Here is a 24,216-nt window from a genome sequence, read left to right as displayed (position 1 = left end):
TCCTCCTGGCCGGCGCCCGGCGGGGCCACCCACGCCTGATCCCCTCGGACCGCGGCGGGGTGGTGGTGCACTCGCACCGCCACCCCGCCGCGCCCGTGTCAGCGCAGGTACGGCCCGTCCGCGCCGATCTTGCCCGGCGCCGGGTTGCCGGGGAGGTCGAGCACGTAGACCCGGAGGTTGCCCTTGCCGCCGGCCGCGGCGGTGAGCGTGCCGTCGGTGACCGTCTTCACGTCGCCGGTGACCGCGTCCACGTACCGGCCGTTCGGCACCCCGCGGAACGTGGCGCCGCCGGACACGGTGACCAGCGCGAAGCTGTCCACCGCGCCCTGGGTGAAGCGCCGCTTGTACGCCATCGCGCCGCTCACGCCCTCGGTCGAGTACTGCCCCTTCTGCAGGGCCGGCACTGCCCGCCGGATCAGGTTGAGCCGTTGCACGTGCTTGACCAGCGGCTGGGCGAGCGTGGTGGCCACCGCCCCGCCGGCCGAGCCGACCACCCCGAAGTCGGCGGCGGTGACGCTGCCGGCCAGGTGGTCGCCGTAGTAGGCCCGCCCGGTGGTGGCGAGCGGGCAGGTCGGCCCGCAGTCGATCCGGGCGCCCTTGCGGAACTCGATCTCCGAACCGTAGTAGAGCGTCGGGATGCCGCGGAACGTCCACATCAGGCTCATGTTCTCCGCCCAGGCGTCGGTGCCGCCGGTGTACCGGGTGGAGGACTTGTTCGGCCCGTAGTCGTGGCTGTCGACGTAGACCACGTTGTACGTGGCGTCGTTGTAGCTGTCGTCGGAGTCCTTCCCGTTGCCGAACGCGTTGCCGGCGTCGGAGAAGTTCATGTGCATCCGCATGTCGATGACGTTCATGCCGGAGAACTGCGAGCGGTCCGGCGCGTGGTACGTGTTGCCGCGCAGGAACGCGTTGTCGGTGGTCGGCTGCCCGTTCGGGCCGAGCAGCTGCTCGTGGTCGTACTGCTCGATCGCGGCGCGGACGTCGTCCGGGCTGTACTCCTTGCGCTCCTTCCAGGTGAAGAACTGCGCGGAGTGGTTGACCGAGCCGCGGTTCCACTTGTCGTTGACGAACGCGGCCACCTCGCCGAAGACGTAGAAGTCCTTGCCCTTCTCGCCGAACCGGGCGACCGCGTGCTGCTGGATGGCGGGCAGGAAACGCCGGTTCCAGGTGACCCGGGGGATGTGCACGGCGGTGTCGATCCGGAAGCCGTCCACGCCCATGTCGATGAACCGGTTGTACGCGTCGATCAGGTACTGCTGCACGGCGGCGTTCTCGGTGTTGAAGTCGGCCAGGTCCTCGTGCAGCCAGCAGCTGCGTGAGTCCTCGCCCTCCCAGTTGCCGATCCAGCACTGGTGGTACTTGTCGGCGGGGAAGAGCTTGCTGGTCGGGACCGGCCACTGGCACTGGTAGAGCGTGTAGCCCTCGGGGCTGCGCCCGCCGGTCGGCGTACCCCAGTTCAGGCACTGGTTGCCGGCCGGCGCGGCGGACGACCACACGTCGCCGTTGTAGGGCCGGCCCTTGGCCTTGGCGTTCTGCGCCGGGGTGAGCGCCGGGTCGTTCCCGGTCGCCTCGACCATCGGGTCGTACTCCCGGCCGGCCTGCGGCTGGTCGTAGTACCACTTCCACTGGTCGTCGCGGGTGCCGTAGACGGTGGGCGTGAACAGGCCCTTGGCACCCCACCGGGAGCTGTGGTTGTAGACCACGTCCTGGAAGATCTTGATGCCCTTGGCGTGCGCGGCGTTGATCAGGTCCTGGTAGGAGGCGCCCGCGCTCTCCAGCCGCGGGTCCACCCGGTAGAAGTCCCAGCCGTGGTAGCCGTGGAAGTCGTAGTCGGACCGGTTGAGCACGACCGGGGTGATCCAGAGCGCTGAGAAGCCGAGCGCCTTGATGTAGTCGAGCTTGTCGACCAGCCCCTTGAAGTCGCCCCGGAACATCGGGTCGTCGTTGGCCGCGTTGCCGGAGGCGACGTGCTGGCTGCCGCCGCGGTTGTTCGTGGGATCGCCGTCGGCGAACCGGGCGGTCATCACGAAGTAGATGGTGTCCTCGCGCGGGTCGCCGCCGAGCGGGGTGCCGCCGGTCTGCGGGGCGCCGGTGGTCGCGGAGGCGGGCGCACTCGCCGCCGACCGGTTGCCGGCCGCGTCCAGGGCCCGCACGGTCCAGGTGTACGCGGTGCCGGGCCGCAGGTCGTACGCGACGTGCCGGGTGGTGGCGCTGGTGACCGTGGTGCCGCCGGCTCCCCCGGTGCGGGTCAGCTCGTACCCGGTGACGCCCCGGTCGTCGGTGGCGGCGGTCCAGGTCAGGGTGACCGCCAGACCGTCGGCGACGGCGGTGAGGCCGCCCGGCGTGGACGGCGGGGTGGTGTCCGGGGCGACCGGCGCGCACGGGTCCGCGGCGGCGGCGGTGACCCGACCGTTGTCGACGACGCTGCGCCCCGCGCCCAGGGTGTAGTCCGCGCCGCCGTTGTTGTCCCAGGCGCCGGCGGTGTTGTTGAACGCGGCGGTCAGGCCGGTGGCCGTGCCGAGGTCGACGATCCGGCGGGCCCAGCCGGCGCAGCGCGCCTCCATGGCGACGCCCGGCGCGGTGGTCCAGGCGCCGCCGGTGGGCCGGTAGTGCAGGTTCGCGGCGGTCCAGCCGCGCGGCGTGAGGTGGTACCAGACCTCGGCGGTGTTCCCCGGCGTCGGGCTCGGCGCGACAGTGGCGGACGGGCTCGGAGTCGGGGTGCCGGACGGCGACGGGGTGGCGCACGGGTCGCCCGTGCCGATCCGGCCGGCGGCGACGGTCACGGTGCCGGCGCCGAGGCGGTAGTTGGCGCCGTTGTTGTTGTCCCAGACGCCGCTGCCGTTGGTGAAGACGACCTGGGCGCCGGTGGCAGCGCCCAGGTCGACGGTCTTGCGACGCCAGCCGGCGCAGGCGGTGTCCATCGGCACGCCGGGCACCGGCGTCCATGCCTGCCCGTCCACGCCGTAGTGGATGTTGACGGACGCGCCCCAGGCGGCCGGTGACTGGTAGTAGACGGTGACGGTGTTCGCCGCCGCGGCGGCGGTGAACGGCAGCAGCGCGGCGAGCACGCCGGCGGCGAGCGCGAGCGCTCCCCACCGGCGGCGGTTGGTGGTGGTGCCCCTCATGGCGCTCTCCTGACACCCACGCCCGCACGACGGGCGCAAGGGGATGAAGGCGTTGCAAGAACTTGCGACGCGTGGTGCCAGGAAGTTACCAGCTTCGATTCCACGAAACCAGTGGTTCACAGTAGACACGGGCGTAACGGATTGCACGGCCCGCAACGACTTGCTCCCGGCCGGCGACCGGCCGGGCCGGGAGCAGGGGCGCGGCGCTCAGCCCTCGGCGGGCGGGGTGAACACGCCGAGCAGGTTGCCCGACGGGTCGCGCAGCAGGGCACGCACCAGACCGGTCGGCGTGGTCACCGGGGCCGTCAGAACGGTGCCGCCGGTCGCCTCCGCCCGGCGGCAGGTCTCCGGCACGTCCGTCACCTCGGCGTAGAAGATCGCGTAGTTGCCGGTGTCCGTGTCCCGGATCGCGCCGCCGATCCCGCGCTCACCGCCGGCCGTCGTCTGCCGGTACGACAGGCCCGGGCCGCCCTGCTCGTCGAAACTCCAGCCGAACAGCTCGGAGTAGAACCGCTGCGCCTCGTCCGGGCGGTCGGAGCCGATCTCGAACCAGGTCACGGGCGTGCTGGACATGCATCCTCCTGAGGTTCGCGCCGGCGGTCGGCCGGCGTCGTCAGGAATCAGCCTCGGGGGTGTCCCCGACAACGTGCTGTCGGAGTTTCGGCGTCAGATTCGGCGGATCCTCCACCAGCGGGACCAGGCGGCGCACCAGGTCGGGCCGCCGCTCTCCGTATCGGAGGTCGACGTCGTTGAGCAGCGCCGCCCCGATCGGGATGGTCTCCACGCCGGTCTCGTGCAGCCGAACGGCTATCTCCGCAGCCACCTCGTCCAGCGGGGACTCGTGCGGCGGCAGGGGAATCCTCGCCGCCGCCTCGACGACCGCGACGAGCCGCCGGTCGACCCGCCGGTCCACGCCGAGCACCCGGTGCACGCAGGACAGCAGCACTGCCGAGATGTCGGTGAAGGGCAGCAGATCCAGCCGACAGACTGCCTCCAACACGTCGGCCACCACCTCGGCGGACGCCTCGCGGTCGCCGGCTACCCGGTCGAGCAGCAGGCGGAGGAAGGCGCCGCGGTCCCAGTAGGGCACCACGTCCGCGCCGCGCTCGGCCAGGAACACACACCGCAAATACACCCGCCGCCGCTCCTGATCTGACGCCGCGCGCAACGGCAGCAGCCACGCATCGAGCAACGCGTGCGCGGCGGACGACGCGCCGCCCGAGTCCGGACCGGCGACCAGGGCCAGCGCCGTAACGAGCTTGTCGAACACCGGCTCCAGCGCGCCCACCAGCACCGCCCCGTCGATGTCACAGGCGAGGTGGGCGGCGCGGCGGACCCGGGTCAGCAGCTCGGCCGGCAGTCCGAGGCCATCCGCATACGCCTCCCGCGACGCGCCGAGCGCCCAGACCGGGTCGGCGTCCGGCGGCACCGTGAGCCCGCCGTCCAGCCACAGCCGGACGTCCCGGTCCGACCCCGTCCCGAGCCGCTCCAGCGCCAGCAGGTCGCTGACGCTCTGCCACTCTTCAGGCGCGAGCTGGGACCGCCACAACCCCACCTGGGCCCGCCACTCGGCCACCGAATCCTCTGGGAACAAATTGCGTCCGACGGTCTCCCGCGCCGCCACCAGGACCAGCAGCAACAGGTTGGCGGTGTAGGCGGCGTACCGCGCGGGCTGCCGCAGCCGACGGGGGCGGTAGTCGTCGAAAAGACGGCGGCCGCTCACGTAGGGCGCGGCCCGGAACAATCCCGCCAGCAGGTCGACCCAGGCGACCCGGTAGGGATCGTCGCGCAGCTTCTCCTCGATGAAGCCGAGCACGGTGGCCCGGCTGCTGAGCACCGCGTACGAGAGCAAGGCGTGCAGGAGGTGGTCCTCGATCGGTTCGCCGGTCAGCGGGAGACTGGCCGCCCCACGCCGCTTGACCAGATCGTCGACCACCTGCGCGGTGAGCCGGGCCACCAGGTACTCGCCAAACGTGGCGTGCAGGAACTCGTACGTCTCGCGGCGCCGCTCCTCGTCGCTGACCCGGGCGCGATGGATGAAGAAGAACCGGCCCAGCACCACCTCGGCCGGCCCCAGCGGGGCGCGCAGCTCGTCGCGCCGACCCGCCGTCGACCCGCCGAAGGGCAGCGCGGCCAGGTCGGCGTCCAACTCGGCGGCGCTCACCCACTGCACGCCCCGGTTGAACATCGCGAAGGCCACCACCGCCAGCCGGGACAGCTCCTCCTCGACCGCCCGGTCCAGCTCCGGCTCGGGCAGGCCGGCGCGCTGCTTGACCACCTCCCGCCGGGCGAAGCGGCGCAGCATCCGTTCGTACAGCTCGCTGCGGCGCAGCTCGCCGGCCTGGCGCAGGTCGTGGCCCTCGGCGTCGTAGAGCGCCAGCATCAGCAGCAGCAGCGGCTGCCCGGCGAGGTCCCGGTGCGACAGCACGGTGGCCGGGTCGAGCGGCCGGGTACCCGGTGCCCGGAACGCCATGGCGTTGACCCGGTTCCAGGTCCCCACCCAGGCGTCGATGCGGGGCGCATCGAACGGTTCCAGGCGTACCGCCACTGTGCCGGCCGGCGGCTGGGCGCGGTCGGCCACGCTGGTACGGCTGGTCACCACGACCACCACCGGCCGCCCCTGGTCGGCCTCCCGCCGTTGGAATTCGGCCACTCGCCGCAGATAGTCGGTCTGGCTGACGCCGGTGGCCTGCAACAGCTCGTCGAAGCCGTCGAGCAGCACCACCGGCAGCGCGCCGCCGGCCGAGCGGACCAGCGTCGGCCACTCGACGCGTTCGCCAATGTCGGCGTGCACCGCCTGTTCGATCTGCTCCTGGATCTGGCCGGCCGCGTACACGTCGCGGAGCACCACCCGAACTACCAGGAAGTCGGCGGCGGGCAGCCGGGCGGCGATGATCCGGGTGAGCACCGACTTGCCCGAACCGGGTTGCCCGAGCACCAGCAACGGGGCCCGGACGGCCCCGGGCGAGGTGAAGTGAACGACCAGCGCCTGCCAGAGGTCGTCGCGGTCCGGCCGGTCGTCCCACCAGCTCTCGTCGCTGGGCCGCGCGGCCCGGTCGAGGTCGGCGATCCGGCACAGCGGCGGCACATACGCCTCGCCCAGCGTCGGCACGGTCAGCCCGGCCGGCACATCGCCGGAGCGGATGATCGGCCGGGCCAGCTCGGCGGTGTACGCGGCGGTGAGGCCGACCCGCGGCCCCTCCGGAGCCGAACCGGTGGACAGCTCAGCCAGGGCCCGGTGCAGGTCGGCCAGGCCCAGTGACAACCGGCGGACCTCGACCCGGGTGGCCTCGTGCTCGTGCAGTTCGATCCAGAAGGACACCTCGGGAAAGTCCACGGCGAGCCGGTGCAGCAGGTCGACGTACCGGTCGACGGCGACCGCAGGGAGACCGGCAAGGGCCCGCTTGGTGATCCGCCGGCTCGCGTCGGAGAGCGCGTCTCCGGTCGCCAGCCCGCGGAGGAAGCGGAGGAACGCGTCGGCCTGGCGCGCGTACCAGTCGACGAGCGCCGCTCGCAGCGCCGGCTGCGGCAGGTGCGGGCCGGGTGCTGGCGCCGTCGTGGCGAACAATGCCGCGGTGAGGTCGTCCGCGGCGTGCCGGACGCCGGCCAGATGCAATTGGTCGGCGCGGTCGATCGCCAGATCCCCGAGGTCGAACGGCAGGCCCAAGCCGTCGAGCGCCTCGAAGAACGCGGTCACCGCGATCACGGCGTGCGCGGCCTCCAGCCGCTGCGTCCGCCCGTACCGGGACAGTCCGGAGCGCTTCTCGGACGCCGTGCGCACCAGCTCGTGGCCGAGCCGGACGAACTCCGCCTTGGCGTCGAAGATGCCCAGCAGCGCCGGCACCGGCACCGACGCGACCAGCAAGGCGCCCCCGGTCAGCTTGTCGAACCAGTCGACGACCCTGCTCTTCTCGCCACCGAGCAGGCGCACGGCGTCGGCATAGCTGAGCGTGTCGGGCACCGGCGTTCCTCCCCAGGGACGGCAGACCCACCAGGATCGCCGAGGCAGGCGACCCGCGCTGTCGGGTTTCAGACCAGGGTGAGCGGGCGCACCCGGTCGACCGGCACGTCGAGGTCGCCGGGACGCAACTCCCGGGTCACCGGCTCGGCCAGCGGATGCACCGACAGGATCCGGTCGGTGCGGAAACAGCGCAGACCGTCGCGCAGCCGGCACCAGGCGACCAGGTACCAGTGCACCGAGTTGCCCAGGTAGGCCAGCGGCTCCACGTCGCGCGCCGAATCGGCACCGCCGCGGTCGGCGTACCGCAGGCGCAGCACCCGCCCGGCGGCGACCGCGTCGGCGACGGCGGCCGGGACGGGTGTGCCCGGCCCGTCGCCGACCAGATGCACCCGGCCGGCGAGCCGGTGCGCCTCGGCCACCGCGGCCGGCGGCATCACCGCGACCAGCTTGCGCAGCGCGGCGCCGGCCGCCGGGGCGAACGGTGAGCCGCCGAGGCGGTGCAGCGCGACGGCCATCGCCACCGCCTCGGCCGCTGTCAGGTTGACCGGCGGCAACGTGCGCGCCCGGTCGACCACGTAGCCGCCGGTGCGGCCCGGCTCGGCCCAGATCGGCACCCCGGCGCCCTGCAACGCGGAGATGTCGCGCTCGACGGTGCGGGTGCTCACCTCGAAGCGGCGGGCCAGCCAGGTCGCGCTGCGCGGGCGCGGCGAGACCGCCCGCAGCTCCTCGACCAGGGCGTAGAGGCGGTCGGTGCGGTTCACCCCCGGACGCTAACCCGGGGGTACGACACCCCTCAGGCGATGCAGGCGCAGACGATCAGCGCGGCGCCGAAGTGGGTGGCGGCGCTGACCCGGGCCGCCGGGTGCGGCTCGTCGGCGGCGATGACGTCGCCCAGCTTGCCCGGGGTGAGCAGGTCCAGCACCAGGAACGCCAGCGCCATCACCAGCAGGCCGACCAGCCCGAACACCACAGTGGACGCGAGCCCCTTGGCGAACGAGCTGTAGCTGGTCAGCACGGCGGTGAAGACGATGCCGGCGATGCCGAGCTGGTTGGCGGCGAGCAGCAGCGCGGCGTTGCCGTTGCGGCGCACCCAGATCAGCTCCCGCAGCTTGCCCGGGGTGAGCAGGTCGACGAGCAGGAATCCGGCGGCCATCAGGGCGACCCCGACCATCCCGAACACGATGCTCTGCCACGCCCCGTCGAGCAGATCTCCCAGCACCAACGCCTCCCCGGCTCACGCCGCCCGGCGGTGGTGCCGGGGCGGTGCCGCAGACGATAGCGGCACCGCGCCAGCGTGATCTAGAGCGAGAGGTAGCGCTGCCGCTCGTACGGGGTGACCTCGCGGCGGTACTGCTCCCACTCGGAGCGCTTGTTGCGCAGGAAGAAGTCGAAGACGTGCTCGCCGAGCACCTCGGCCACCAGCTCGGAACCGGCCATCACGTCGATCGCCTCGGCCAGGTTCTCCGGCAGCGCCTCGTACCCCATGGCGCGGCGCTCGGCGCTGCTCAGCGACCAGACGTCGTCCTCGGCGCCCGGGGGCAGCTCGTAGCCCTCCTCGATGCCCTTGAGGCCGGCGCCGAGCATCACCGCGAACGCGAGGTAGGGGTTGGTCGCGGAGTCCAGCGAGCGGACCTCGACCCGGGCCGAGTTCGGCTTGCCGTACGCGGGCACCCGCACCAGCGCGGACCGGTTCAGGTGACCCCAGCAGACGTACGCGGGGCTCTCGGTGATCCGGTCCGGCAGCGCCTGCGGGAACAGGCGCTTGTACGAGTTGACCCACTGGTTGGTGACGGCGGTGTACTCCCGGGCGTGGGTGAGCAGCCCGGCGATGAACGACTTCGCGACCTTGGAGAGCTTCATCGGGTCGCCGGCGTCGTGGAACGCGTTGCGCTCCCCCTCGAACAGCGACAGGTGCGTGTGCATGCCGCTGCCCGGCTGGTCGGTGAACGGCTTCGGCATGAAGCTGGCCTGCACGCCGGTGGAGAGCGCGACCTCCTTCACCACGTGCCGGAACGTCATGATGTTGTCGGCGGTGGTGAGCGCGTCGGCGTAGCGCAGGTCGATCTCCTGCTGGCCCGGGGCGACCTCGTGGTGGCTGTACTCCACCGAGATGCCGATCCGCTCCAGCGCCAGCACGGCCTGGCGGCGGAAGTCCCGCGCGACGGCGTGCGTGGTGTGCTCGAAGTAGCCGCCGGTGTCCACCGGGGTGGGCACCGAGCCGTCCTGCGGACCGTTCTCCAGCAGGAAGAACTCGATCTCCGGGTGGGTGTAGAAGGTGAAGCCCTTGTCGGCCGCCCGGGAGAGCATCCGGCGCAGCACGTGCCGCGGGTCGGCCCAGGACGGGCTGCCGTCGGGCAGCATGATGTCGCAGAACATCCGGGCGCTCTCGCCGCTGACCCCGCCCTCGAACGGGAAGACCTGGAACGTGGTCGGGTCCGGCATGGCCACCATGTCCGACTCGAACACCCGGGCGAAGCCCTCGATCGCTGAGCCGTCGAAGCCGATGCCCTCCTCGAAGGCCGCCTCCAGCTCCGCCGGGGCCACCGAGACGCTCTTGAGCGTGCCGAGCACATCGGTGAACCACAGCCGGACGAAACGGATGTCCCGCTCTTCCAGCGTGCGGAGGACGAACTCCTGCTGACGGTCCACTTCCACCCCTCGTGACACGTACGTCCGCACCGGTCGGGCCGGCCCGGCCTGACCGCCCAGTCTCCACCGGGCTCGTTACGCCGACGTTACGCCTTCCCCGGCCGGCCGTCCCGCCGTGTCCGGACGGGCGGGACGCGCGCTGCGCCGCCCCGGTCTCCCGCGACCTGTCGGATTCGGCCCGGACGGCTGGGGGAAGATAAACGCATGCCCACCCTGCGTCTCGCCCTGTGCCAGGTCAACCCGACGGTAGGCGACCTCGCCGGAAACGCCGGCCTGGTCCGCTCGTGGACCCGTCAGGCCGCCGACGCCGGCGCCCAGCTCGTCCTGTTCCCCGAGCTGATGCTCACCGGTTACCCCGTCGAGGACCTGGTGTTCCGCCGCTCGTTCGTGGCCGCGTCCCGCGCCGCGTTGCACCGGCTCGCCGCCGACCTGGCCGCCGACGGCCTCGGTGACCTGCCGGTCCTGGTCGGCTACCTGGACGCGGACGGCCCGCCGCAGGTCAGCTCGGACGCGGAACCGGGCCGGGGCGCCCGCAACGCGGCGGCGGTGCTGCACCGGGGCGAGGTGGTGGCCACCTACTTCAAGCACCATCTGCCCAACTACGGCGTCTTCGACGAGGACCGCTACTTCGTCTCCGGTGACACGCTGACAGTGGTGCGCGTCGGCGGGGTGGACGTGGCGCTGACCATCTGCGAGGACCTGTGGCAGGCCGGCGGGCCGTTCGCGGTGGCCCGGGAGGCGGGCGTCGGGCTGGTGCTGAGCATCAACGGCTCGCCGTACGAGCTGAACAAGGACGACGTGCGGCTGCCGCTGGTGCGCCGGCGCGCCGCCGAGGCCGGGGCCGCCATCGCGTACGTGAACATGGTCGGCGGCCAGGACGAGCTGGTCTACGACGGCGACTCGATGGTCGTCGCCGCGGACGGCACGCTGCTGACCCGGGCGCCGCAGTTCGTCGAGCACCTGCTGGTGCACGACCTGGAACTGCCGGCGGCGACCGGGGCGCCGGGCGGGACCGTCGCGCCGGCCGACGGGATGCGGGTGGCCCGCCACGAGATCCCGGCGATCCCGGCCGCGCCGTCCGGTCCGGCTGCGGACGGCGGGATCATCGAGCCGGTCGCCGACGAGGCCGAGGTGTGGCACGCGCTGGTGCTGGGCCTGCGCGACTACATCGACAAGAACCGCTTCCCCTCGGTGGTGCTGGGCCTGTCCGGCGGCATCGACTCGGCGGTGGCGGCGGCCATCGCGGTGGACGCGGTGGGCCCGGAGCGGGTCGTCGGCGTCTCGATGCCCAGCCAGCACTCCTCCGAGCACTCCCGCACCGATGCCGAGGACCTGGCGAAGCGCACCGGCCTGGACTACCGGGTCGAGCCGATCCAGCCGATGGTGGACACGTTCCTGGCGAACATGTCGCTGTCCGGGGTGGCGGTGGAGAACCTCCAGGCCCGGGTACGCGGCGTGATCCTGATGGCGCTGTCGAACCAGGAGGGCCACCTGGTGCTCACCACCGGCAACAAGAGCGAGCTGGCGGTGGGCTACTCGACGCTCTACGGCGACTCGGTGGGCGGATACAACCCGGTCAAGGACGTCTGGAAGACGCTCGTGTGGCGGCTGGCGAAGTGGCGCAACACGGACGCGGTGCGGCGCGGGCAGACGCCGCCGATCCCGGAGAACTCGATCGGCAAGCCGCCGTCGGCCGAGCTGAGCCCCGGCCAGCTCGACAGCGACACGCTGCCCGACTACGACGTGCTCGACCCGATCCTGATCGGCTACGTCGACGGCGACCTGGGCCGTGACGGCCTGGTCGAGTCCGGCCACGACCCGGCCGTGGTGGACACGGTGCTGCGGATGGTGGATACCGCCGAGTACAAGCGACGGCAGTCCGCGCCCGGCACCAAGATCTCCATGAAGGCGTTCGGGCGGGACCGGCGGCTGCCGATCACCAACCGGTGGCGCGAGGACGGCTGACCGCTCCCCCGGCCGGGGAGTGACATCCTCCACTCCGACCTGCCCGCGGCCCGCCGCCCGGTGCGACGATCGCGGGGAACCCGGGGACCGCGTGCGCGGCCTCGAGGAAGGAGATTGTCATGGTGGAGTCCACCCCGGCCGAGGTGGCCGCCCTCTACGGCGGGCCGGCCACCCGGCGGGTACGCACCCGCGACCTGATCGCCGCCAAGGAGCGCGGCGAGCGGTGGGCGATGCTGACCTCGTACGACCAGTACACGGCCTCGATCTTCGACCAGGCGGGGATCCCGGTGCTGCTGGTCGGCGACTCGGCGGCGAACAACGTCTTCGGCTACGAGACCACGCTGCCGGTGACCGCCGAGGAGCTGCTGCCGCTGGTGCGTGCCGTGGTACGGGCCACGAAGCACTCGCTGATCGTCGGTGACCTGCCGTTCGGCTCGTACGAGGAGGGGCCGGCGCAGGCGCTGCGCACCGCTGTGCGGTTCATGAAGGAGGGCGGCTGCCACGCGGTGAAGCTGGAGGGCGGGCGACGCTGCGCCGCCCAGATCGAGGCGATCACCGGTGCCGGCATCCCGGTGATGGCGCACATCGGCTTCACCCCGCAGAGCGAGCACACGCTCGGCGGCTACCGGGTGCAGGGCCGGGGCGAGGCCGCCGAGGAGGTGCTCGCCGACGCGCGGGCGGTGGCCGAGGCGGGCGCGTTCGCGGTGGTGCTGGAGATGGTGCCGGGTGAGGTGGCCAAGCGGGTCACCGCCGAGCTGCCCATCCCCACCGTCGGCATCGGGGCCGGCCCGGACACCGACGGGCAGGTGCTGGTCTGGCAGGACATGGCCGGGTTGCGGACCGGCCGGGCGCCGCGCTTCGTGAAGCGGTACGCCGACCTGGCGGGCGCGCTGACCGACGCCACCCGCCGGTTCGCCGACGAGGTGCGCGGCGGCGAGTTCCCCGCGGCCGAGCACACCTTCTGAGGTGTAAGGAAGGGCCCCTTCTTAACGCCTGGCGTAGAGAAGGGGCCCCTTTTTAACACGCGCCGCCGCGACGGCGGCGCGACGCGTCAGAGGTCGGTGACCCGGATGCCGGCGTGCGCCTTGTAGCGCTTGTTGATCGCGATCAGGTTCGCGGTGAACGCCTCGATCTGGTGGGCGTTGCGCAGCCGCCCGGCGTAGATGCCCCGCATGCCGGGAATCCGCGCGGCCAGCGCGCCGACCACGCCCACCAGTTCCCGGTCCTCGGTGCAGATCAGCACGTCCAGGTCGATCCGGTCGATCTCCGGGTCGGCCAGCAGCGGCGCGCTGACGTGGTTGAACGCGGCGCAGACCCGGGACTCGGGCAGCAGTGCGGCGGCCTGCTGAACGGCGCTGCCCTCGGCGACGGTGAGCGCGTACGGGCCCTGCTTGTCGAAGCCGAGCGGGTTGACGCAGTCCACCACGATCTTGCCGGCCAGCGGTCCGGCGAGCGCGGCGACTGTGGCAGCGTGCCCGTCCCACGGCACCGCCACGATCACCACGTCGCTGCGCCGGGCGACGTCCTCGTTGTCGCCGCCGGAGACGACGGCACCCTCCGGTACGTACGGCAGGGCGGCGATCTCGGCGGCGGCCTGGGTGGCCCGCTCGGCGGTGCGGGAGCCGATCAGCACGGTCTGCCCGGCCCGGGCGAACCGGTAGGCGAGACCCCGTCCCTGGTCGCCGGTGCCACCGATGATGCCGACGGTCAGCCCGGAGACGTCGGGCAGCGTGGTCGCGTCGTAAGCCATGCGCTCATCCTCGCAAAGCGGGGCCGCGAGCGGTGCATCCCGATGCTGTGACAATCGCCGCGCTGGTCACGCCCGTTCGAAGGCGACCCGGCGCTGGGCCGGGTCGGCGGCGGTGAGGCGTACCCGGACGCGTTCGCCCAGCGGCAGCTCACCGGTACAGCGGGCGCGCACCGGCGGCTCGTCGAGCGCGATCGTGCCGCCGGGCGGACGGCCGGGACGGCCGTTACCCGCCGGACGCGGTTCGTCCACGTCGAGCACCGCCGCCTCGAACGTCTCCCCCACCCGGTGCGCGAGCAGCACCGCCTCCGCCAGTTCCACGGCGCCGCGGGTGGCGGCGCCCGCTGTGCGGTCGGTCGCGGCCATCACCTCGGGCAGCTTCGGCAGCGCGGCCCATACCTGCTCGGGCACCTCGCGGCCCTCGTGCAGCGCCAGGCAGACCTCGGTGGCGTAGCGGTCGGCGAGGCGGCGCAGCGGCGCCGTGACGTGCGCGTACGCGGCCGCCACCCCACCGTGCTCGGGCTGCTCGGGCAGGTCACCGTCGAACGCGGTGTACGCGGCGCCGCGCATCAGCTCGGCGGCCTGGTCGACGAAGGCGGCCACCCGGGGGTGGGAGGTGTCCAGCCCGTCTAGCACCTGACCCACGGGTGTGCCGTCCGGCCAGGGCACGCCGAGCGGGCCGGCGGCGAGCCGCAGCCGTTCGACCGCCTCCGGGCGGGGGCGCGGCATGGTGCGCAGCAGCCCGATCCGGCCGGCCAGCATGATGTCGGCCGCGGCCATCCCGGTCAGCAGCGAGATCTGCGCGTTGTGCTCCTCCATCGGGCCGGGGCCGCGCAGCACCAGCCGCCACCCGTCGCCGTCGGGCTCGACGTCCTGCTCGGGCAGCGGCAGGTTGATCGCGCCCCGGCTCAGGCCCCGCGCGGTGAGCAGCACCCCGATCTCGGGCAGCAGGGCGATCGGCTCGGGCAGCCGGCCGGCGTCGGCGTCGCGCTGCACGCCGCCGTAGTCGAGCTTGGCCCGGCTGCGCACCAGCGCCCGCTCCAGCGTGACCGCGGCGGTGCCGCCGTCGGCGTCCAGGTCGACGGTCCAGAGCACGGCGGCCCGGTCGACGTCGGGCAGCAGGCTGGCCGCCCCCTCGCTGAGCGTGTGCGGGTGCAGCGGCACGTTGCCGTCGGGCAGGTAGACCGTCTGCCCGCGGCGCCACGTCTCGGCCTCCAGGTCACCGCCGAGGCGTACGTGGGTCAGGACGTCAGCGATCGCGTACCGGACGCGGTAGCCGCCGCCGGGACGGCGGGTGAGGTGCATGGCCTGGTCGAGGTCGCGCGAGGTCGCCGGGTCGACGGTGACGAACGGGATGTCGGTCCGGTCGGCGACTGCGGGCGGCGGCGCGGCGGCCGCCAGGTCGGCCTCGCGCTGCGCCGCGGCCGGGAAGCCCTCGGGCAGTCCCAGCTCGCGGCGCAGCGCGCCGAAGTCGATACGGGGCGCCAGTACGCGTCGGATCACCACGCGGTCAATCCTGACAGCGCCCCGCACGTTCCGCTCCCCGGGAGGGAGCGGTGTCCGCGGCGTCAGGCGCGGCGGGCCGGCGCCTTACGTGCGGTGGTGCTCTTGGCTGCGGTGCTCTTGCGGGCCGGCGCCTTCTTCGCGGCGGTGGTCTTCTTCGCCGTCGTGGTGGTCTTGCGCGCGGTGGTGGTCTTGCGGGCGGGCGCCTTCTTCGCCGCCGCCTTGCGCGCCGTGGGACGCGTCGAGGCTGTGGTCTTCTTCGCCGCTGTGGTCTTCTTGGCGGCGGTCGTCTTCTTCGCCGCCGAGGTGACCTTCCGCGCGCCGGTGGTCTTCTTGGCCGCCGCCGCCGCCGTCGTCTTCTTCGCCGCCGTCGTCGTCTTGCGGGCCGGCGCCTTCTTCGCGGTCGCGGTGGTCCGGGGCGTCGCGGTGGTCCGGGGCGTCGTGGTCTTCCGGGCCGCTGTGGTCCTCTTCGCCGCCGTCTTCTTGGCCGCTGTGGTCTTCGTCGCGGTCGCCTTCTTCGCCGTGGTCTTCTTCGCAGGAGCGGTCTTGGCGGTGGCCCGGCCGGCCGGCGCCGTACGAGCGGCGGTCTTCTTCGCCGTCGTCCTGCTGGTGGTGGCCTTGGTGGCCGGCGCCTTACGAGCCGCCGACACGACCTTCCTGGCGGCCGCCTTCTTGGCCGCCGCCTTCTTCGCCGGTGTCCGTCCGGCGCCGGCGCCCGAGGCGTTCGGCGACGCCTTGGTGACCGTCGTCGTCCTGCCCGCGGCGGTCCTCTTCGCGGTCGTCCGTTTCGCGGCCGGGCGGGTGGCCTGCTGTGCTTCGGCCATCTCGGTTCCCTTTCCTGGGGACGTGCTCTCGCCCTCGCGGAGCACGGATCACCTCGACGCGGGCCCTCCCGCGCCGTCTAGCGGCCCTCCCCGGCCCAACGGGCGTCCTCGGCGTCCCACGCGTCGTTACGCTCCCGCACTGTCTGCAGGGCGTTGTCCGCGTCGGCGGCTGAGGCGTACGGTCCGAGAACGTGCTTGGCGGGGCACACGTCGGCATCGGTCTCGACCCGGTGGTGTCGCGTGCACCAGTAGTAGTGCCCACCACTTCCGTCGTCGCTCATGCGATCACTGTGCACCGGGAACCGCCCGGCCGCCACCGGAACGGCACAAATAGTCACGTCCTTCTCCACATTAGACCTGGTCGGGGCGGTTGCGGCGGGGAACGGCGGAAGACCCCGGACATGCCCGCCCTCGTCCGAACGGGGTGTGGCTGCGGATCGCGTACCCCTTCCCGAACCTCGCGGTGGTCGGCGGCGTGGCGCTCATCGCGCTGGCGGTGGCGCTGCGGCCGCGTTTCGGCCGGCTCGACCGCGACCTGGACGTGCTCACCGAACGGGATGCGCCGGAGCTGCACGCCCTGGTCCGGGAGGTGGCCACGGCGATGGGCGCGCCGATGCCGCACGTGATCGGCGTCGACGGCGGCATCAACGCGTACGCGACGTCGGTGGGGCTGCGCCGGCGGCGTGTGCTCGGCCTCGGGCTGCCGCTGTGGGGCGCCCTGGACGGGCCGGCGCGGGTCGCGCTGCTCGGCCACGAGCTGGGCCACTTCGTCAACGGCGACGTCCGCCGTGGGCCGGTGACCCAGCCGGCGCTGACCATGCTCGGCAACGCCGCCGACCTGTTCCGGCCCCGGGGCGGGTCCGACGGCGGCGGGCTGCTGGTGATGGTCGGCGAGTGGCTGGGGCACCTGGCGTCCTGGGCGCTGTCGCGGCTGCTGGACACGCTGCTGCGGACCGGCTCGGTGGCCACGGCGGTACGCAACGCGGTACGCGGCGGCCACGGGCCGGGCACCTGGCGGGTGGAGACGGGACGCGCGCCGCGCGGCTCGACGCCGAACTGGCCGGGCACTACGAGCGGGCCGGCCGGGCGCTGAGCTGGAACGCCTGACGCTCAGGCGGGTGCCGGGACGGGCTCCGGACCGGGTACGGCGGCGGGCGCCGGGCGGGCCGCCGCGATCGCGTACGCCAGGGCGTAGGGCGTGCAGGCCAGATGGAACATCGGCTCGACGAGCACCCGGTCGGTGATGAGGAACCGTTCCCACCCGGTCGGCCGGGGCAGCCCGAACGACGAGTCGGTCCAGCAGGTGAACAGCCAGAGCGGCGCGGAAATCCGGTCCACCGCGTCCGGCGGCAGGCCGTCCGCCACCGGCGCGGTGGCCGGGATCGAGGTGACCACCGCGAGCACCACCGCCGCGTCGGCCGCCACAAGCGCGCCGAGCAGCCCGGCCGACCACGCGAGCCGGACCCGGCCCCGGCGGGCCAGCGCCCCGGCGGTCCAGAGCGCCGCCGTCAGCAGCGCCAGCCAGAGCAGCAGCCCGGGCACCGTCTCCCACACCCGGCTCTCACCTCGCGCGGCGAGCAGCGCGAGCGTCGCGGTCACCGTCGCGGCGATCGGCAGCACCACGCCGAGCGCGGTGGGCAGCGCCCCCACGCGTACGGTCCGGCGTGCGGCCCGGGTGACTCCGAGCGCGAGCGCCGTGCCGAGCAGCGCGGTGAGCGCCGACCAGGTCGGCAGCTGCGCGGCTGCGGCCCACGGCACGCGCATCTCCAGCCACCCGTGGGTCAGGGCCATCACCGCGCCGGCGAGCACGAGCACCGCGACGCAGGCCGGCGGCGCGAGCAGCAACACCCCTGCGGTACGCCCCAGCCGCCGCGACCCGGCCCGCCCGGTCAGTGGTGTGGCCGCCCGGCGGGCCGCCAGGCTCGCGGCGAACCGGAGCATCCCCCAGCGGCGGCCGGTGCGGGCCAGCTCGTGCAGTTCGGCGGCCCACTCCCGGGCCAGGTCGGCACGCAGCTCCGCCGGCCACCGGCGTACCGCGACCCGCAGCAGCAGCGCCGCCACCCGCCGGGTCACCACGCCGGCGCCCCGGCCGGGTCCGCGCCGCCGGCACGTTCGGAGGGTACGAGGGCACGCAGCTCGGCCAGCGCCAGCCGGGCCGACCGGATGCCCTCGCCGGTGAGGCGGTAGTAGCGGCGGGCCGGGCGGCCGGCGGTCACCGGGTCGACGTCCTCCCAGTCGGCGGCGAGCCAGCCCGCCGCCTGGAGACGGTGCAGCACCGGGTAGAGCGTCCCGCTGGGCAGGCCGGTGAGCCGCATCAGGTCGAGGCCGTAACGCGGCGCCTCGGGCTCGGCGAGCAGCGCCGAGAGCACCTTCGCCACCGGGATGGTCAGTCGCACAGCGGCACTCTATCGGAACTCTACATAGGGCGGGTGCACCCGAGGTAGCAGGACGAACGGTGATCGACAATGGGACGGTGTGTCCCCTTCGGCGGAACCGGTGGCCGGTCCGGCAGGGCCCGCTCAGGTGGATCACCGGTGGCCCGGGTGCATCGCACGACTCCATATGCGAGCCTCGACGGACGAATCCGCTGTCGCGCTTCCAGCGGACAGCGACCCGAGCTGGGGAGAGAAAATCGTGGGCAACCTTGACATCGCGCTGAAGAACGCGATGAACATCGACGGCGCGATCGGGGCCGCGCTCGTCGACTACACGAGTGGCATGACCCTCGGCGTCGCCGGCGGCACCGGCGAGATCGACCTGACGGTCGCCGCCGCCGGCAACACCGACGTCGTACGCGCCAAGCTGCGCACCATCGAGATGCTCAAGCTCGACGACGAGATCGAGGACATCCTGATCACGCTCGGCAGCCAGTACCACCTGATCCGCCCGCTGAGCAACCGCACCGGCAAGGGCCTGTTCCTCTACCTGATGGTGAGCAAGAGCCGGGCCAACCTCGCGATGGCGCGGCACCAACTGCGCACGATCGAGGAGAGCCTGGAACTGTGAGCCGGGTGGACGACCTCCCCCGCCGTACGCGCGCCCAAGCCGGCACCCTGCCGCCACCACGGGCGCTTCCACAGTCGCTGGCCGGCAACCCGGCGCTGCCGTACCCGGCCATCGCCCAGGAACTCTCCGCGCTGCGGTTGCAGATCCCCGGCGTGCACGGCTGCGTCCTCGGCGGCGTCGACGGCCTGCTCGTCACGCACAACCTGCAGAACGGCGCCGACCCGGACGACCTGGCCGCGCTCGCCGCCACCACGTACGGACTCGGCCGCCAGGTCGGGTTCCGGCTCGGACAGGGCGACTTCCAGCAGTCCACGGTGCGCAACGCCGGCGGCTACCTCAGCGTGTACGCGATCAACGGAGAGGCGCTGCTCGCCGTGGTCGGCACGGACAGCATCAACGTGGCGCGGCTGCACCTGCACGCCCCGACCACCGCGGCCCGGCTCGCCGAACTGCTCGACGGCGTCAGCCCGGCCACGTCCTGACGTACGCCGGTCGTCCCGGTCCCACCCGTCCGGACCGGAGGCGGCCGGCGTACCCCCGGGTTCTGTCGTTCGTGTGGCGCGGCGGTCGCGCGGCGCGGTCGCGCGCTTGCCGCGGCGGTCGCGGCGCGGCGGTCGTGGCGCGGCGGTCGCGGCGCGGCGGTCGCGGCGCGGCGGCCGCGGCGCGGCGGCCGCGGCGCGGCGGGTCAGAGGCCGAAGCGGCCGGCCCACGCGGTCACGTCGGCCACCGTGGCGTTGCCGCCGCAGACCACCAGGCCGATCCGGGCGTCGGCGCCCACCCGCTCGACCACCCGGCGGGCGGCAGGCAGCAGGCACCCGGCGGCGGGCTCGGCCCACACCTTGGCGTGCTCGGCCAGCTCCAGCGTGCCCCGCACCGCCTCGGCGTCGGACACCACGAGGACGTCGCTGACCAGCGCGGTCACATGGTCATAGGTGAGCTGCGAGACGCTCGGCGCGCTGAGCGTGGTGACGATCGACGACAGCGGCACCTCGACCGGGCCGCCCTTCGCCAGCGCCTGCGACATCGCCTGCGCGCCCTCGGTCTCGACGCCCCAGATCCGTACCCCCGGCCGCCGCGCCCGCAGCGCCGCCGCCACGCCCGAGATCAGCGCGCCACCGCCGATGCTGACCAGCACGTCGGTCAGCTCACCGGCGTCGTCGGCGAACTCCAGCCCGACAGTGCCCTGCCCGGCCAGCACAATCGGGTCGTCGAACGGGTGCAGCAGCGTGACGCCCTCATCCCGCAGCCGGTTCATCAGCGCGAACGCGCCGGCCATGTCCTCGGTCAGGCGGACGTCCGCCCCCGCGGCGCGGGCCACCTCGACCGCGCGGGCGGGCGCCGTCCGGGGCATGACCACTGTCGCCGCCACCCCGAGCGCGCCGGCCATCACCGCGACCGCGATGCCGTGGTTGCCACCGCTGACCGCTACCACCCCGGCCGCCCGCTCCGCGTCGTCGAGCGCGAGCAGCTTGGCCGCCGCACCACGGGCCTTGAACGAGCCGGTACGTTGCAGCAGCTCCAGCTTGGCGGTGACCGGTACGCCGAGCAGCTCGGTCAGTCCCGGGCTGGGCACGGTCGGGGTGTGTACGACGACGTCGGCGATCCGGTCGGCGGCCGCCTGGATGTCCGCAAGCTCGATCACCCCCGCAGCGTCCCACACCGGCCCCCGTGCCCCGCGCCGTCCCGCCGCGCGGCGCCCCGCCGCTCCGCCGCCCCGCGCTCCGGCACTCGTCGATCTTGGAGTTGTGGCACCTCGCAAACTGCGCGGAAGGGCCGTTCCGGGCGCCACAACTCCAAGATCGCCGGAGTGGGACGGACCTGTCACGGTCGGCTGGCGGCCACCTCGGCGTCGCTGCGGAGCATGCAGAACTCGTTGCCCTCCGGGTCGGCGAGCACCACCCAGCCGGTGCCGTCAGGCTCACGCCGGTCGGCCACCACCGCCGCGCCCAGCCCGGTCAGCCGGGCCAACTCCTCGTCGCGCGTCCCCTCGACCGGGCGCAGGTCGAGGTGGATGCGGTTCTTGACCTGCTTGGCGTCCGGCACCTCGATGAAGAGCAGGCGGTGCCGCCCGTCCCGCGAGTAGATCATGCACTCCTCGTGGCCGGGCTCGTTCGGATCGTCCGGGTCCTCCCGGTAGTCGAGGACGGCTTCCCACCAGCGGGACAGGGCGTAGGCGTCGGCACAGTCCACGGTGGTGTGGGACACGTAGGAGGTCATCACCGGATCATCGCAAGTCCTGATGGCCCCCGGGCTACCCAGCCGTTCCCGGACCGGCCACCGGCTGCCTAGGTGTCAGCACCGCTCACGGACGCATCCCCGGCAGCCAGTCCGGCGTCGAGCGCGGCCAGGAAGTCCAGCAACTCACGCCGCGCGGCCTCGTCATGCGTGCGGTGGTTCAGGACGTCCGACGCGACGCAACGGGAGCGGTCCTCGACCACCTCGATCAGCTCGATGAGTTGAAGCCGAGCCTCGATCACCGCGGCCGAGCCCACCTGGCGACACCATTCCTCGATCAGGTCGGGGTCCGTGGAGACGGCATCGATCCCGCAGCATCCGACAACGCACTCGACCTCGCAGAAGGCGATGCACGTACGCAGGGGCGACGGCACATCGACCGATACGTCCGCCATCGCCTCTCCTCCCCTGAGCCCGCCGCGACAGTGACGGGTGGCCGATGCTAGCGCCACGACCGCCTGGCACTCCTGCGAATTCGGCGGCCACTCCGGAGCCAGAGTCTCGCGATCGTCGAGGAGGTTGCCGGGGTGGACACCGCGTGGAGCGCTACGTCTCCCTCGTCAACCGCCCGCTTCCGCTGTCAGTCGTCGAACTCGAACCCGCGCGCTTCGGCGTCGTTGACCAGCCGCCGCATACGTTCGCCGCCGGTGGCTACCACCTTCATCAAGGCCTCCAGCTCTTGCAGCGCGCCTCGATCGGTGCCGTAGGCGCAGAACATGCCGGCCTCAGGGTCGTAGGCGAATCGACCTTCGAGCGTCGGGGCCTCGGTGCTGACAAGAACCTCCGCGACGCCTGCCCAGAAGTAACCGTTGGGCTCGTGACCAAGCTCCCCGATCACACTGTCGACTGGAGTGGTCCCGGCATCCAGCAGCAGCGAATACTGTCCGGGAGTGGTCTCGATCAGTCTGAGCAAGGTCATCTTCGAAGCCTGACAGTGGTCGGTACTCGTGGCAAGATCCGAAGTCTCCGTCACGCGCTCAGTTCCGCTCCTCCATTCGATCCGGCGGGACTGTCCGGTATGACGACCGATCAAGGCAGCGGGGGCGACGTGAGCAGCGACGTAACCACAGTGCTGTGGCGCCCCCTGGGACAGCAGGAACTCGACCTCGTCCGCGAGGCAGGGGGGCGCAGGTGGCCGCCACTCTCGCCGGAGCAAACTCACTTCTTCCCGATGCTCGACGAGGCTTTCGCGGTCAGGGCTGCGCAGAACTGGAACCTGTTCGGACCCGTGCGCTACGTGGCCCGCTTCCACGTCGAGACGGGCTTCCTGGGCCGCTACTCGACACGGTCCTTCGGTGGATCCGCCGCTCCGATGCTGTGGGTTGCAGCCGACGAACTCGACGAGTTCAACGCGCACATCGTGGGTTCGATCGAGGTCATCCACGAGTTCCGATAGCGGGTGACCGGTACAGACGGCGGCCATCGGAGGATCCCGACGACGTGCGGCCGGTTTGGCTGGACGACGCCGCGCGGAGGCAGCACCGCCGGGACGACGGGCGACGTCGGCACAGCGAGAGCTTGCTGACCAACGACGACCGTCGACGTTACTAGAACCAGCTCAGAACCTTGATCAAAGCTCTGGACTGGTGGGCGACGGACGAGTCGACCTGTACGCCGGATTAAGATCATCGCACCCCCGTTGACCAGGGGCGGAGCCTGGCGAAGGCCGCTGTAGGCCGTCGCTAGGCCGTCAGAGCCACCTCGAAGCCATCATCGAGCCGCCGACGGCCGGACCTCGGCGGGGTCGACGTCCCACCGGAGAGCGCTGCCGAACGGGTGATCGCCGACGACCGTCACCGGGTAGACGTGACCGTAGGCCCGCTCACCTCGGTGCCGCATCGAGTGGTCGCCCTCCTCCCAGCCGACCCCGAGGACGGTGCAGCCGGAAACCTCGATCGGGACGACACGCAGCGGATGGTTTGCGGCGGAACGAACGAAGTTGTCGAAGTCCCGGTCGACCCACGAATCCAAGGCGACGGCGTCGCCCAGGACCATGCCGCATCGATCGGCCGGCAGGTCACCGAGCAGCCGGCTGGACGTATCTCCGCCGAGCCGAACCTCAAGCATCGTGATGGCCGGCGCGCCGAACCACGGAGACGGCTGGGTAGCCGCCAGCACGGGGAGACGACGCCCGGGGTCGACAGGTACGGCGACCGCTTCGAACAGCCATTCGTGGATGTGACCACCACCGGTGGCAGCGACAGCCCTTGCGCGATCGGAGAGCCGCTCTGCGACGTCCGGCCAGATGTAGTCGAGGTGACTGACCGTCGCGAGAACCAGCACACCGGATGGGGCCGCGATGGCGCCCAACTCAACGAGTTCCACCCGGATGAGTCTGGGCCCGGGGTAGGCCGCTGTCACGGACGCGTTTCCCCAGCAGCCGAGCCGAACAGGCTGTCGATCGCGTTCCGGGTGCGTTCCTCGCTGGCGGCATCAGATGGGTGTAGACCCGGAGCGTGAAGCCGGGGTCGGAGTGCCCGAGGTAGGAGGCGAGGGCCTTGATGCTCTCCCCCGCGTCGAGCAGCGCCGAGGCGTAGAAGTGGCGAAGCGCGTGCATCCCGGTCGCCCGGGTCGGGACGATGCCGGCCGCTTCCACCGCTGGACGCCAGCTCTTGCCGTCGAAGGTGGCCCGCTTGATCGCACCTCGTCGGGTGGTGGTGAAGATCAGAGGCACCGTCGCCCTCTCGTCGCTGAACGGGTCCTCCCAGGGCAGGGTGATCAAGGCACCGCGCCGCGCGGTGCGGGGCGGCAAGCCCGGCCGGCGGCAAGCCGCCCCGGCCGCCTACGGCGCCGGGGCGGTGAGCCACCGACAGCCGCCGGGACACCGCCCCACGGGTCGGAGATCTCAGCTCAGCGCGAGTTCGTCCGGGAAGCGCTCGTGTAGCGCGGCAACCGCATGCTTCAGGCAGTAGTCGAGGCTGTGACCGTCGACCCTGATCGAGGCACCAGCGAGCCGCTGACCCGAGATCACCACGGTCCAGGGCTTGCGCTCCCGCTCGCCATCAATCTTGACCAGCCCGACCAGACCCATCTCCCCCAGGTGCTCCAGCAGCTCCGGCACGCACTCATCCCACCGCATCCACGAATGGGACCACCAGAGGCCGCTACGGAAGCCAGCGGGTCGGCCTGGTCGTGCGTCATGGCTTCCGGCTGCCGCGCCAGTCCAACCCCGGGACTGGCTTGCCACCGAGTCACCGGGTC

Annotated in this window: 25 protein-coding genes; 6 read left to right on the top strand and 19 right to left on the bottom strand. The window is 72.7% G+C overall.

Features of this window, described 5'->3' with window-relative positions:
• Positions 1 to 98: 98 nt before the first annotated feature.
• The 6 genes from FHX31_RS05805 to glnA form a co-directional block, all read right to left on the bottom strand.
• The gene (locus tag FHX31_RS05805; RefSeq protein ID WP_184975361.1) at positions 99 to 3,125 is read right to left on the bottom strand and encodes a carbohydrate binding domain-containing protein; all 3,027 of its coding nucleotides are present in this window, start codon (positions 3,123 to 3,125) and stop codon (positions 99 to 101) included.
• A gap of 207 nt (positions 3,126 to 3,332) precedes the next feature.
• Positions 3,333 to 3,698, bottom strand: a complete 366-nt coding sequence (locus tag FHX31_RS05800) for a VOC family protein (protein WP_114921071.1) — start codon at positions 3,696 to 3,698, stop codon at positions 3,333 to 3,335.
• 40 nt (positions 3,699 to 3,738) lie between these two features.
• Entirely contained in the window at positions 3,739 to 7,086 is a 3,348-nt protein-coding gene (locus FHX31_RS05795; RefSeq protein ID WP_184975358.1) for an NACHT domain-containing protein, read from the bottom strand.
• A 68-nt stretch (positions 7,087 to 7,154) separates the two neighbouring features.
• Positions 7,155 to 7,847 carry a helix-turn-helix transcriptional regulator gene (locus tag FHX31_RS05790; protein ID WP_013287761.1) on the bottom strand — a complete coding sequence of 231 codons (693 nt, stop codon included), beginning with the start codon at positions 7,845 to 7,847 and terminating at the stop codon, positions 7,155 to 7,157.
• A gap of 32 nt (positions 7,848 to 7,879) precedes the next feature.
• Positions 7,880 to 8,305 carry a DUF350 domain-containing protein gene (locus tag FHX31_RS05785; RefSeq protein WP_071098227.1) on the bottom strand — a complete coding sequence of 142 codons (426 nt, stop codon included), beginning with the start codon at positions 8,303 to 8,305 and terminating at the stop codon, positions 7,880 to 7,882.
• 80 nt (positions 8,306 to 8,385) lie between these two features.
• Positions 8,386 to 9,735 carry a type I glutamate--ammonia ligase gene (gene glnA, locus FHX31_RS05780; protein ID WP_013475676.1) on the bottom strand — a complete coding sequence of 450 codons (1,350 nt, stop codon included), beginning with the start codon at positions 9,733 to 9,735 and terminating at the stop codon, positions 8,386 to 8,388.
• 204 nt (positions 9,736 to 9,939) lie between these two features.
• Here glnA and FHX31_RS05775 point away from each other — a divergent pair, with 204 nt between their 5' ends.
• Together FHX31_RS05775 and panB are read left to right on the top strand one after the other, a co-directional pair.
• Positions 9,940 to 11,700 (top strand): NAD+ synthase, encoded by a 1,761-nt coding sequence (locus tag FHX31_RS05775; RefSeq protein WP_123111276.1) that lies wholly within the window; start codon positions 9,940 to 9,942, stop codon positions 11,698 to 11,700.
• A gap of 119 nt (positions 11,701 to 11,819) precedes the next feature.
• A complete protein-coding gene (gene panB, locus FHX31_RS05770) occupies positions 11,820 to 12,665 on the top strand; it encodes a 3-methyl-2-oxobutanoate hydroxymethyltransferase (RefSeq protein WP_013287765.1) in 846 nt (281 codons plus the stop codon).
• A gap of 86 nt (positions 12,666 to 12,751) precedes the next feature.
• On the opposite strand, the gene npdG is transcribed toward panB, so the two are convergent.
• From npdG to FHX31_RS05750, 4 genes are all read right to left on the bottom strand, one after another.
• The gene (npdG, locus tag FHX31_RS05765) at positions 12,752 to 13,450 is read right to left on the bottom strand and encodes an NADPH-dependent F420 reductase (RefSeq protein WP_013287766.1); all 699 of its coding nucleotides are present in this window, start codon (positions 13,448 to 13,450) and stop codon (positions 12,752 to 12,754) included.
• A gap of 66 nt (positions 13,451 to 13,516) precedes the next feature.
• The gene (locus FHX31_RS05760) at positions 13,517 to 14,953 is read right to left on the bottom strand and encodes an RNB domain-containing ribonuclease (protein WP_184975355.1); all 1,437 of its coding nucleotides are present in this window, start codon (positions 14,951 to 14,953) and stop codon (positions 13,517 to 13,519) included.
• Between the two features lie 62 nt (positions 14,954 to 15,015).
• On the bottom strand, positions 15,016 to 15,774 hold the full coding sequence (locus FHX31_RS05755; RefSeq protein WP_221488015.1) for a histone: 759 nt from the start codon (positions 15,772 to 15,774) through the stop codon (positions 15,016 to 15,018).
• 77 nt (positions 15,775 to 15,851) lie between these two features.
• Positions 15,852 to 16,055 carry a hypothetical protein gene (locus FHX31_RS05750; protein WP_030273123.1) on the bottom strand — a complete coding sequence of 68 codons (204 nt, stop codon included), beginning with the start codon at positions 16,053 to 16,055 and terminating at the stop codon, positions 15,852 to 15,854.
• 143 nt (positions 16,056 to 16,198) lie between these two features.
• Between FHX31_RS05750 and FHX31_RS05745 the strand changes: the two genes are divergently transcribed.
• Positions 16,199 to 16,867, top strand: a complete 669-nt coding sequence (locus FHX31_RS05745; RefSeq protein ID WP_184975350.1) for a M48 family metallopeptidase — start codon at positions 16,199 to 16,201, stop codon at positions 16,865 to 16,867.
• A 17-nt stretch (positions 16,868 to 16,884) separates the two neighbouring features.
• Here FHX31_RS05745 and FHX31_RS05740 read toward each other — a convergent pair whose 3' ends face one another.
• Together FHX31_RS05740 and FHX31_RS05735 are read right to left on the bottom strand one after the other, a co-directional pair.
• Entirely contained in the window at positions 16,885 to 17,850 is a 966-nt protein-coding gene (locus FHX31_RS05740; protein WP_235437417.1) for a hypothetical protein, read from the bottom strand.
• Complete coding sequence (locus FHX31_RS05735; RefSeq protein ID WP_013287771.1) at positions 17,844 to 18,170, bottom strand: PadR family transcriptional regulator; 327 nt, start codon at positions 18,168 to 18,170, stop codon at positions 17,844 to 17,846. The genes FHX31_RS05740 and FHX31_RS05735 overlap by 7 nt, the downstream gene beginning before the upstream one ends.
• Positions 18,171 to 18,408: 238 nt before the next feature.
• Between FHX31_RS05735 and FHX31_RS05730 the strand changes: the two genes are divergently transcribed.
• Positions 18,409 to 18,780 carry a hypothetical protein gene (locus tag FHX31_RS05730; RefSeq protein WP_013287772.1) on the top strand — a complete coding sequence of 124 codons (372 nt, stop codon included), beginning with the start codon at positions 18,409 to 18,411 and terminating at the stop codon, positions 18,778 to 18,780.
• Positions 18,777 to 19,262, top strand: coding sequence for a roadblock/LC7 domain-containing protein (locus FHX31_RS05725; protein ID WP_013287773.1), 486 nt, complete (start codon positions 18,777 to 18,779; stop codon positions 19,260 to 19,262). Before FHX31_RS05730 ends, FHX31_RS05725 begins: the two co-directional genes overlap by 4 nt.
• A gap of 203 nt (positions 19,263 to 19,465) precedes the next feature.
• Here the strand turns inward: FHX31_RS05725 and FHX31_RS05720 are convergent, their stop codons facing one another.
• The 4 genes from FHX31_RS05720 to FHX31_RS05705 form a co-directional block, all read right to left on the bottom strand.
• Positions 19,466 to 20,422: a threonine/serine dehydratase family protein gene (locus tag FHX31_RS05720; RefSeq protein WP_013287774.1), complete on the bottom strand. Its 957-nt coding sequence runs from the start codon at positions 20,420 to 20,422 to the stop codon at positions 19,466 to 19,468.
• 179 nt (positions 20,423 to 20,601) lie between these two features.
• Complete coding sequence (locus FHX31_RS05715) at positions 20,602 to 20,997, bottom strand: VOC family protein (RefSeq protein WP_047891543.1); 396 nt, start codon at positions 20,995 to 20,997, stop codon at positions 20,602 to 20,604.
• Between the two features lie 68 nt (positions 20,998 to 21,065).
• Positions 21,066 to 21,410 (bottom strand): DUF6331 family protein, encoded by a 345-nt coding sequence (locus FHX31_RS05710; RefSeq protein WP_013287776.1) that lies wholly within the window; start codon positions 21,408 to 21,410, stop codon positions 21,066 to 21,068.
• A gap of 185 nt (positions 21,411 to 21,595) precedes the next feature.
• Positions 21,596 to 21,934, bottom strand: a complete 339-nt coding sequence (locus FHX31_RS05705) for an immunity 51 family protein (protein WP_013287779.1) — start codon at positions 21,932 to 21,934, stop codon at positions 21,596 to 21,598.
• A gap of 99 nt (positions 21,935 to 22,033) precedes the next feature.
• On the opposite strand from FHX31_RS05705, the gene FHX31_RS05700 reads away from it, so the two are divergent.
• Positions 22,034 to 22,411, top strand: coding sequence for an ADP-ribosylation/crystallin J1 (locus FHX31_RS05700; protein ID WP_123111273.1), 378 nt, complete (start codon positions 22,034 to 22,036; stop codon positions 22,409 to 22,411).
• Between the two features lie 314 nt (positions 22,412 to 22,725).
• Here the strand turns inward: FHX31_RS05700 and FHX31_RS05695 are convergent, their stop codons facing one another.
• From FHX31_RS05695 to FHX31_RS05685, 3 genes are all read right to left on the bottom strand, one after another.
• Entirely contained in the window at positions 22,726 to 23,340 is a 615-nt protein-coding gene (locus FHX31_RS05695; protein ID WP_184975347.1) for a hypothetical protein, read from the bottom strand.
• Positions 23,327 to 23,737 carry a tyrosine-type recombinase/integrase gene (locus FHX31_RS05690; protein WP_047891545.1) on the bottom strand — a complete coding sequence of 137 codons (411 nt, stop codon included), beginning with the start codon at positions 23,735 to 23,737 and terminating at the stop codon, positions 23,327 to 23,329. The genes FHX31_RS05695 and FHX31_RS05690 overlap by 14 nt, the downstream gene beginning before the upstream one ends.
• A 123-nt stretch (positions 23,738 to 23,860) precedes the next feature.
• Complete coding sequence (locus tag FHX31_RS05685) at positions 23,861 to 24,076, bottom strand: hypothetical protein (RefSeq protein WP_235437420.1); 216 nt, start codon at positions 24,074 to 24,076, stop codon at positions 23,861 to 23,863.
• Positions 24,077 to 24,216: the final 140 nt, after the last annotated feature.

This window comes from Micromonospora sp. CNZ286 (assembly GCF_014207755.1).
This window is presented reverse-complemented; position numbering and strand designations above follow the sequence as displayed.

Coding starts and splice junctions, on each gene's coding strand:
- FHX31_RS05710 (WP_013287776.1), bottom strand. CDS start 21,410: ATGGCGGACGTATCGGTCGATGTGCCGTCGCCCCTGCGTACGTGCATC.
- npdG (WP_013287766.1), bottom strand. CDS start 13,450: ATGGCTTACGACGCGACCACGCTGCCCGACGTCTCCGGGCTGACCGTC.
- FHX31_RS05715 (WP_047891543.1), bottom strand. CDS start 20,997: ATGACCTCCTACGTGTCCCACACCACCGTGGACTGTGCCGACGCCTAC.
- panB (WP_013287765.1), top strand. CDS start 11,820: ATGGTGGAGTCCACCCCGGCCGAGGTGGCCGCCCTCTACGGCGGGCCG.
- FHX31_RS05755 (WP_221488015.1), bottom strand. CDS start 15,774: ATGGCCGAAGCACAGCAGGCCACCCGCCCGGCCGCGAAACGGACGACC.
- FHX31_RS05775 (WP_123111276.1), top strand. CDS start 9,940: ATGCCCACCCTGCGTCTCGCCCTGTGCCAGGTCAACCCGACGGTAGGC.
- FHX31_RS05750 (WP_030273123.1), bottom strand. CDS start 16,055: ATGAGCGACGACGGAAGTGGTGGGCACTACTACTGGTGCACGCGACAC.
- FHX31_RS05800 (WP_114921071.1), bottom strand. CDS start 3,698: ATGTCCAGCACGCCCGTGACCTGGTTCGAGATCGGCTCCGACCGCCCG.
- FHX31_RS05700 (WP_123111273.1), top strand. CDS start 22,034: ATGACGACCGATCAAGGCAGCGGGGGCGACGTGAGCAGCGACGTAACC.
- FHX31_RS05705 (WP_013287779.1), bottom strand. CDS start 21,934: ATGACCTTGCTCAGACTGATCGAGACCACTCCCGGACAGTATTCGCTG.
- FHX31_RS05805 (WP_184975361.1), bottom strand. CDS start 3,125: ATGAGGGGCACCACCACCAACCGCCGCCGGTGGGGAGCGCTCGCGCTC.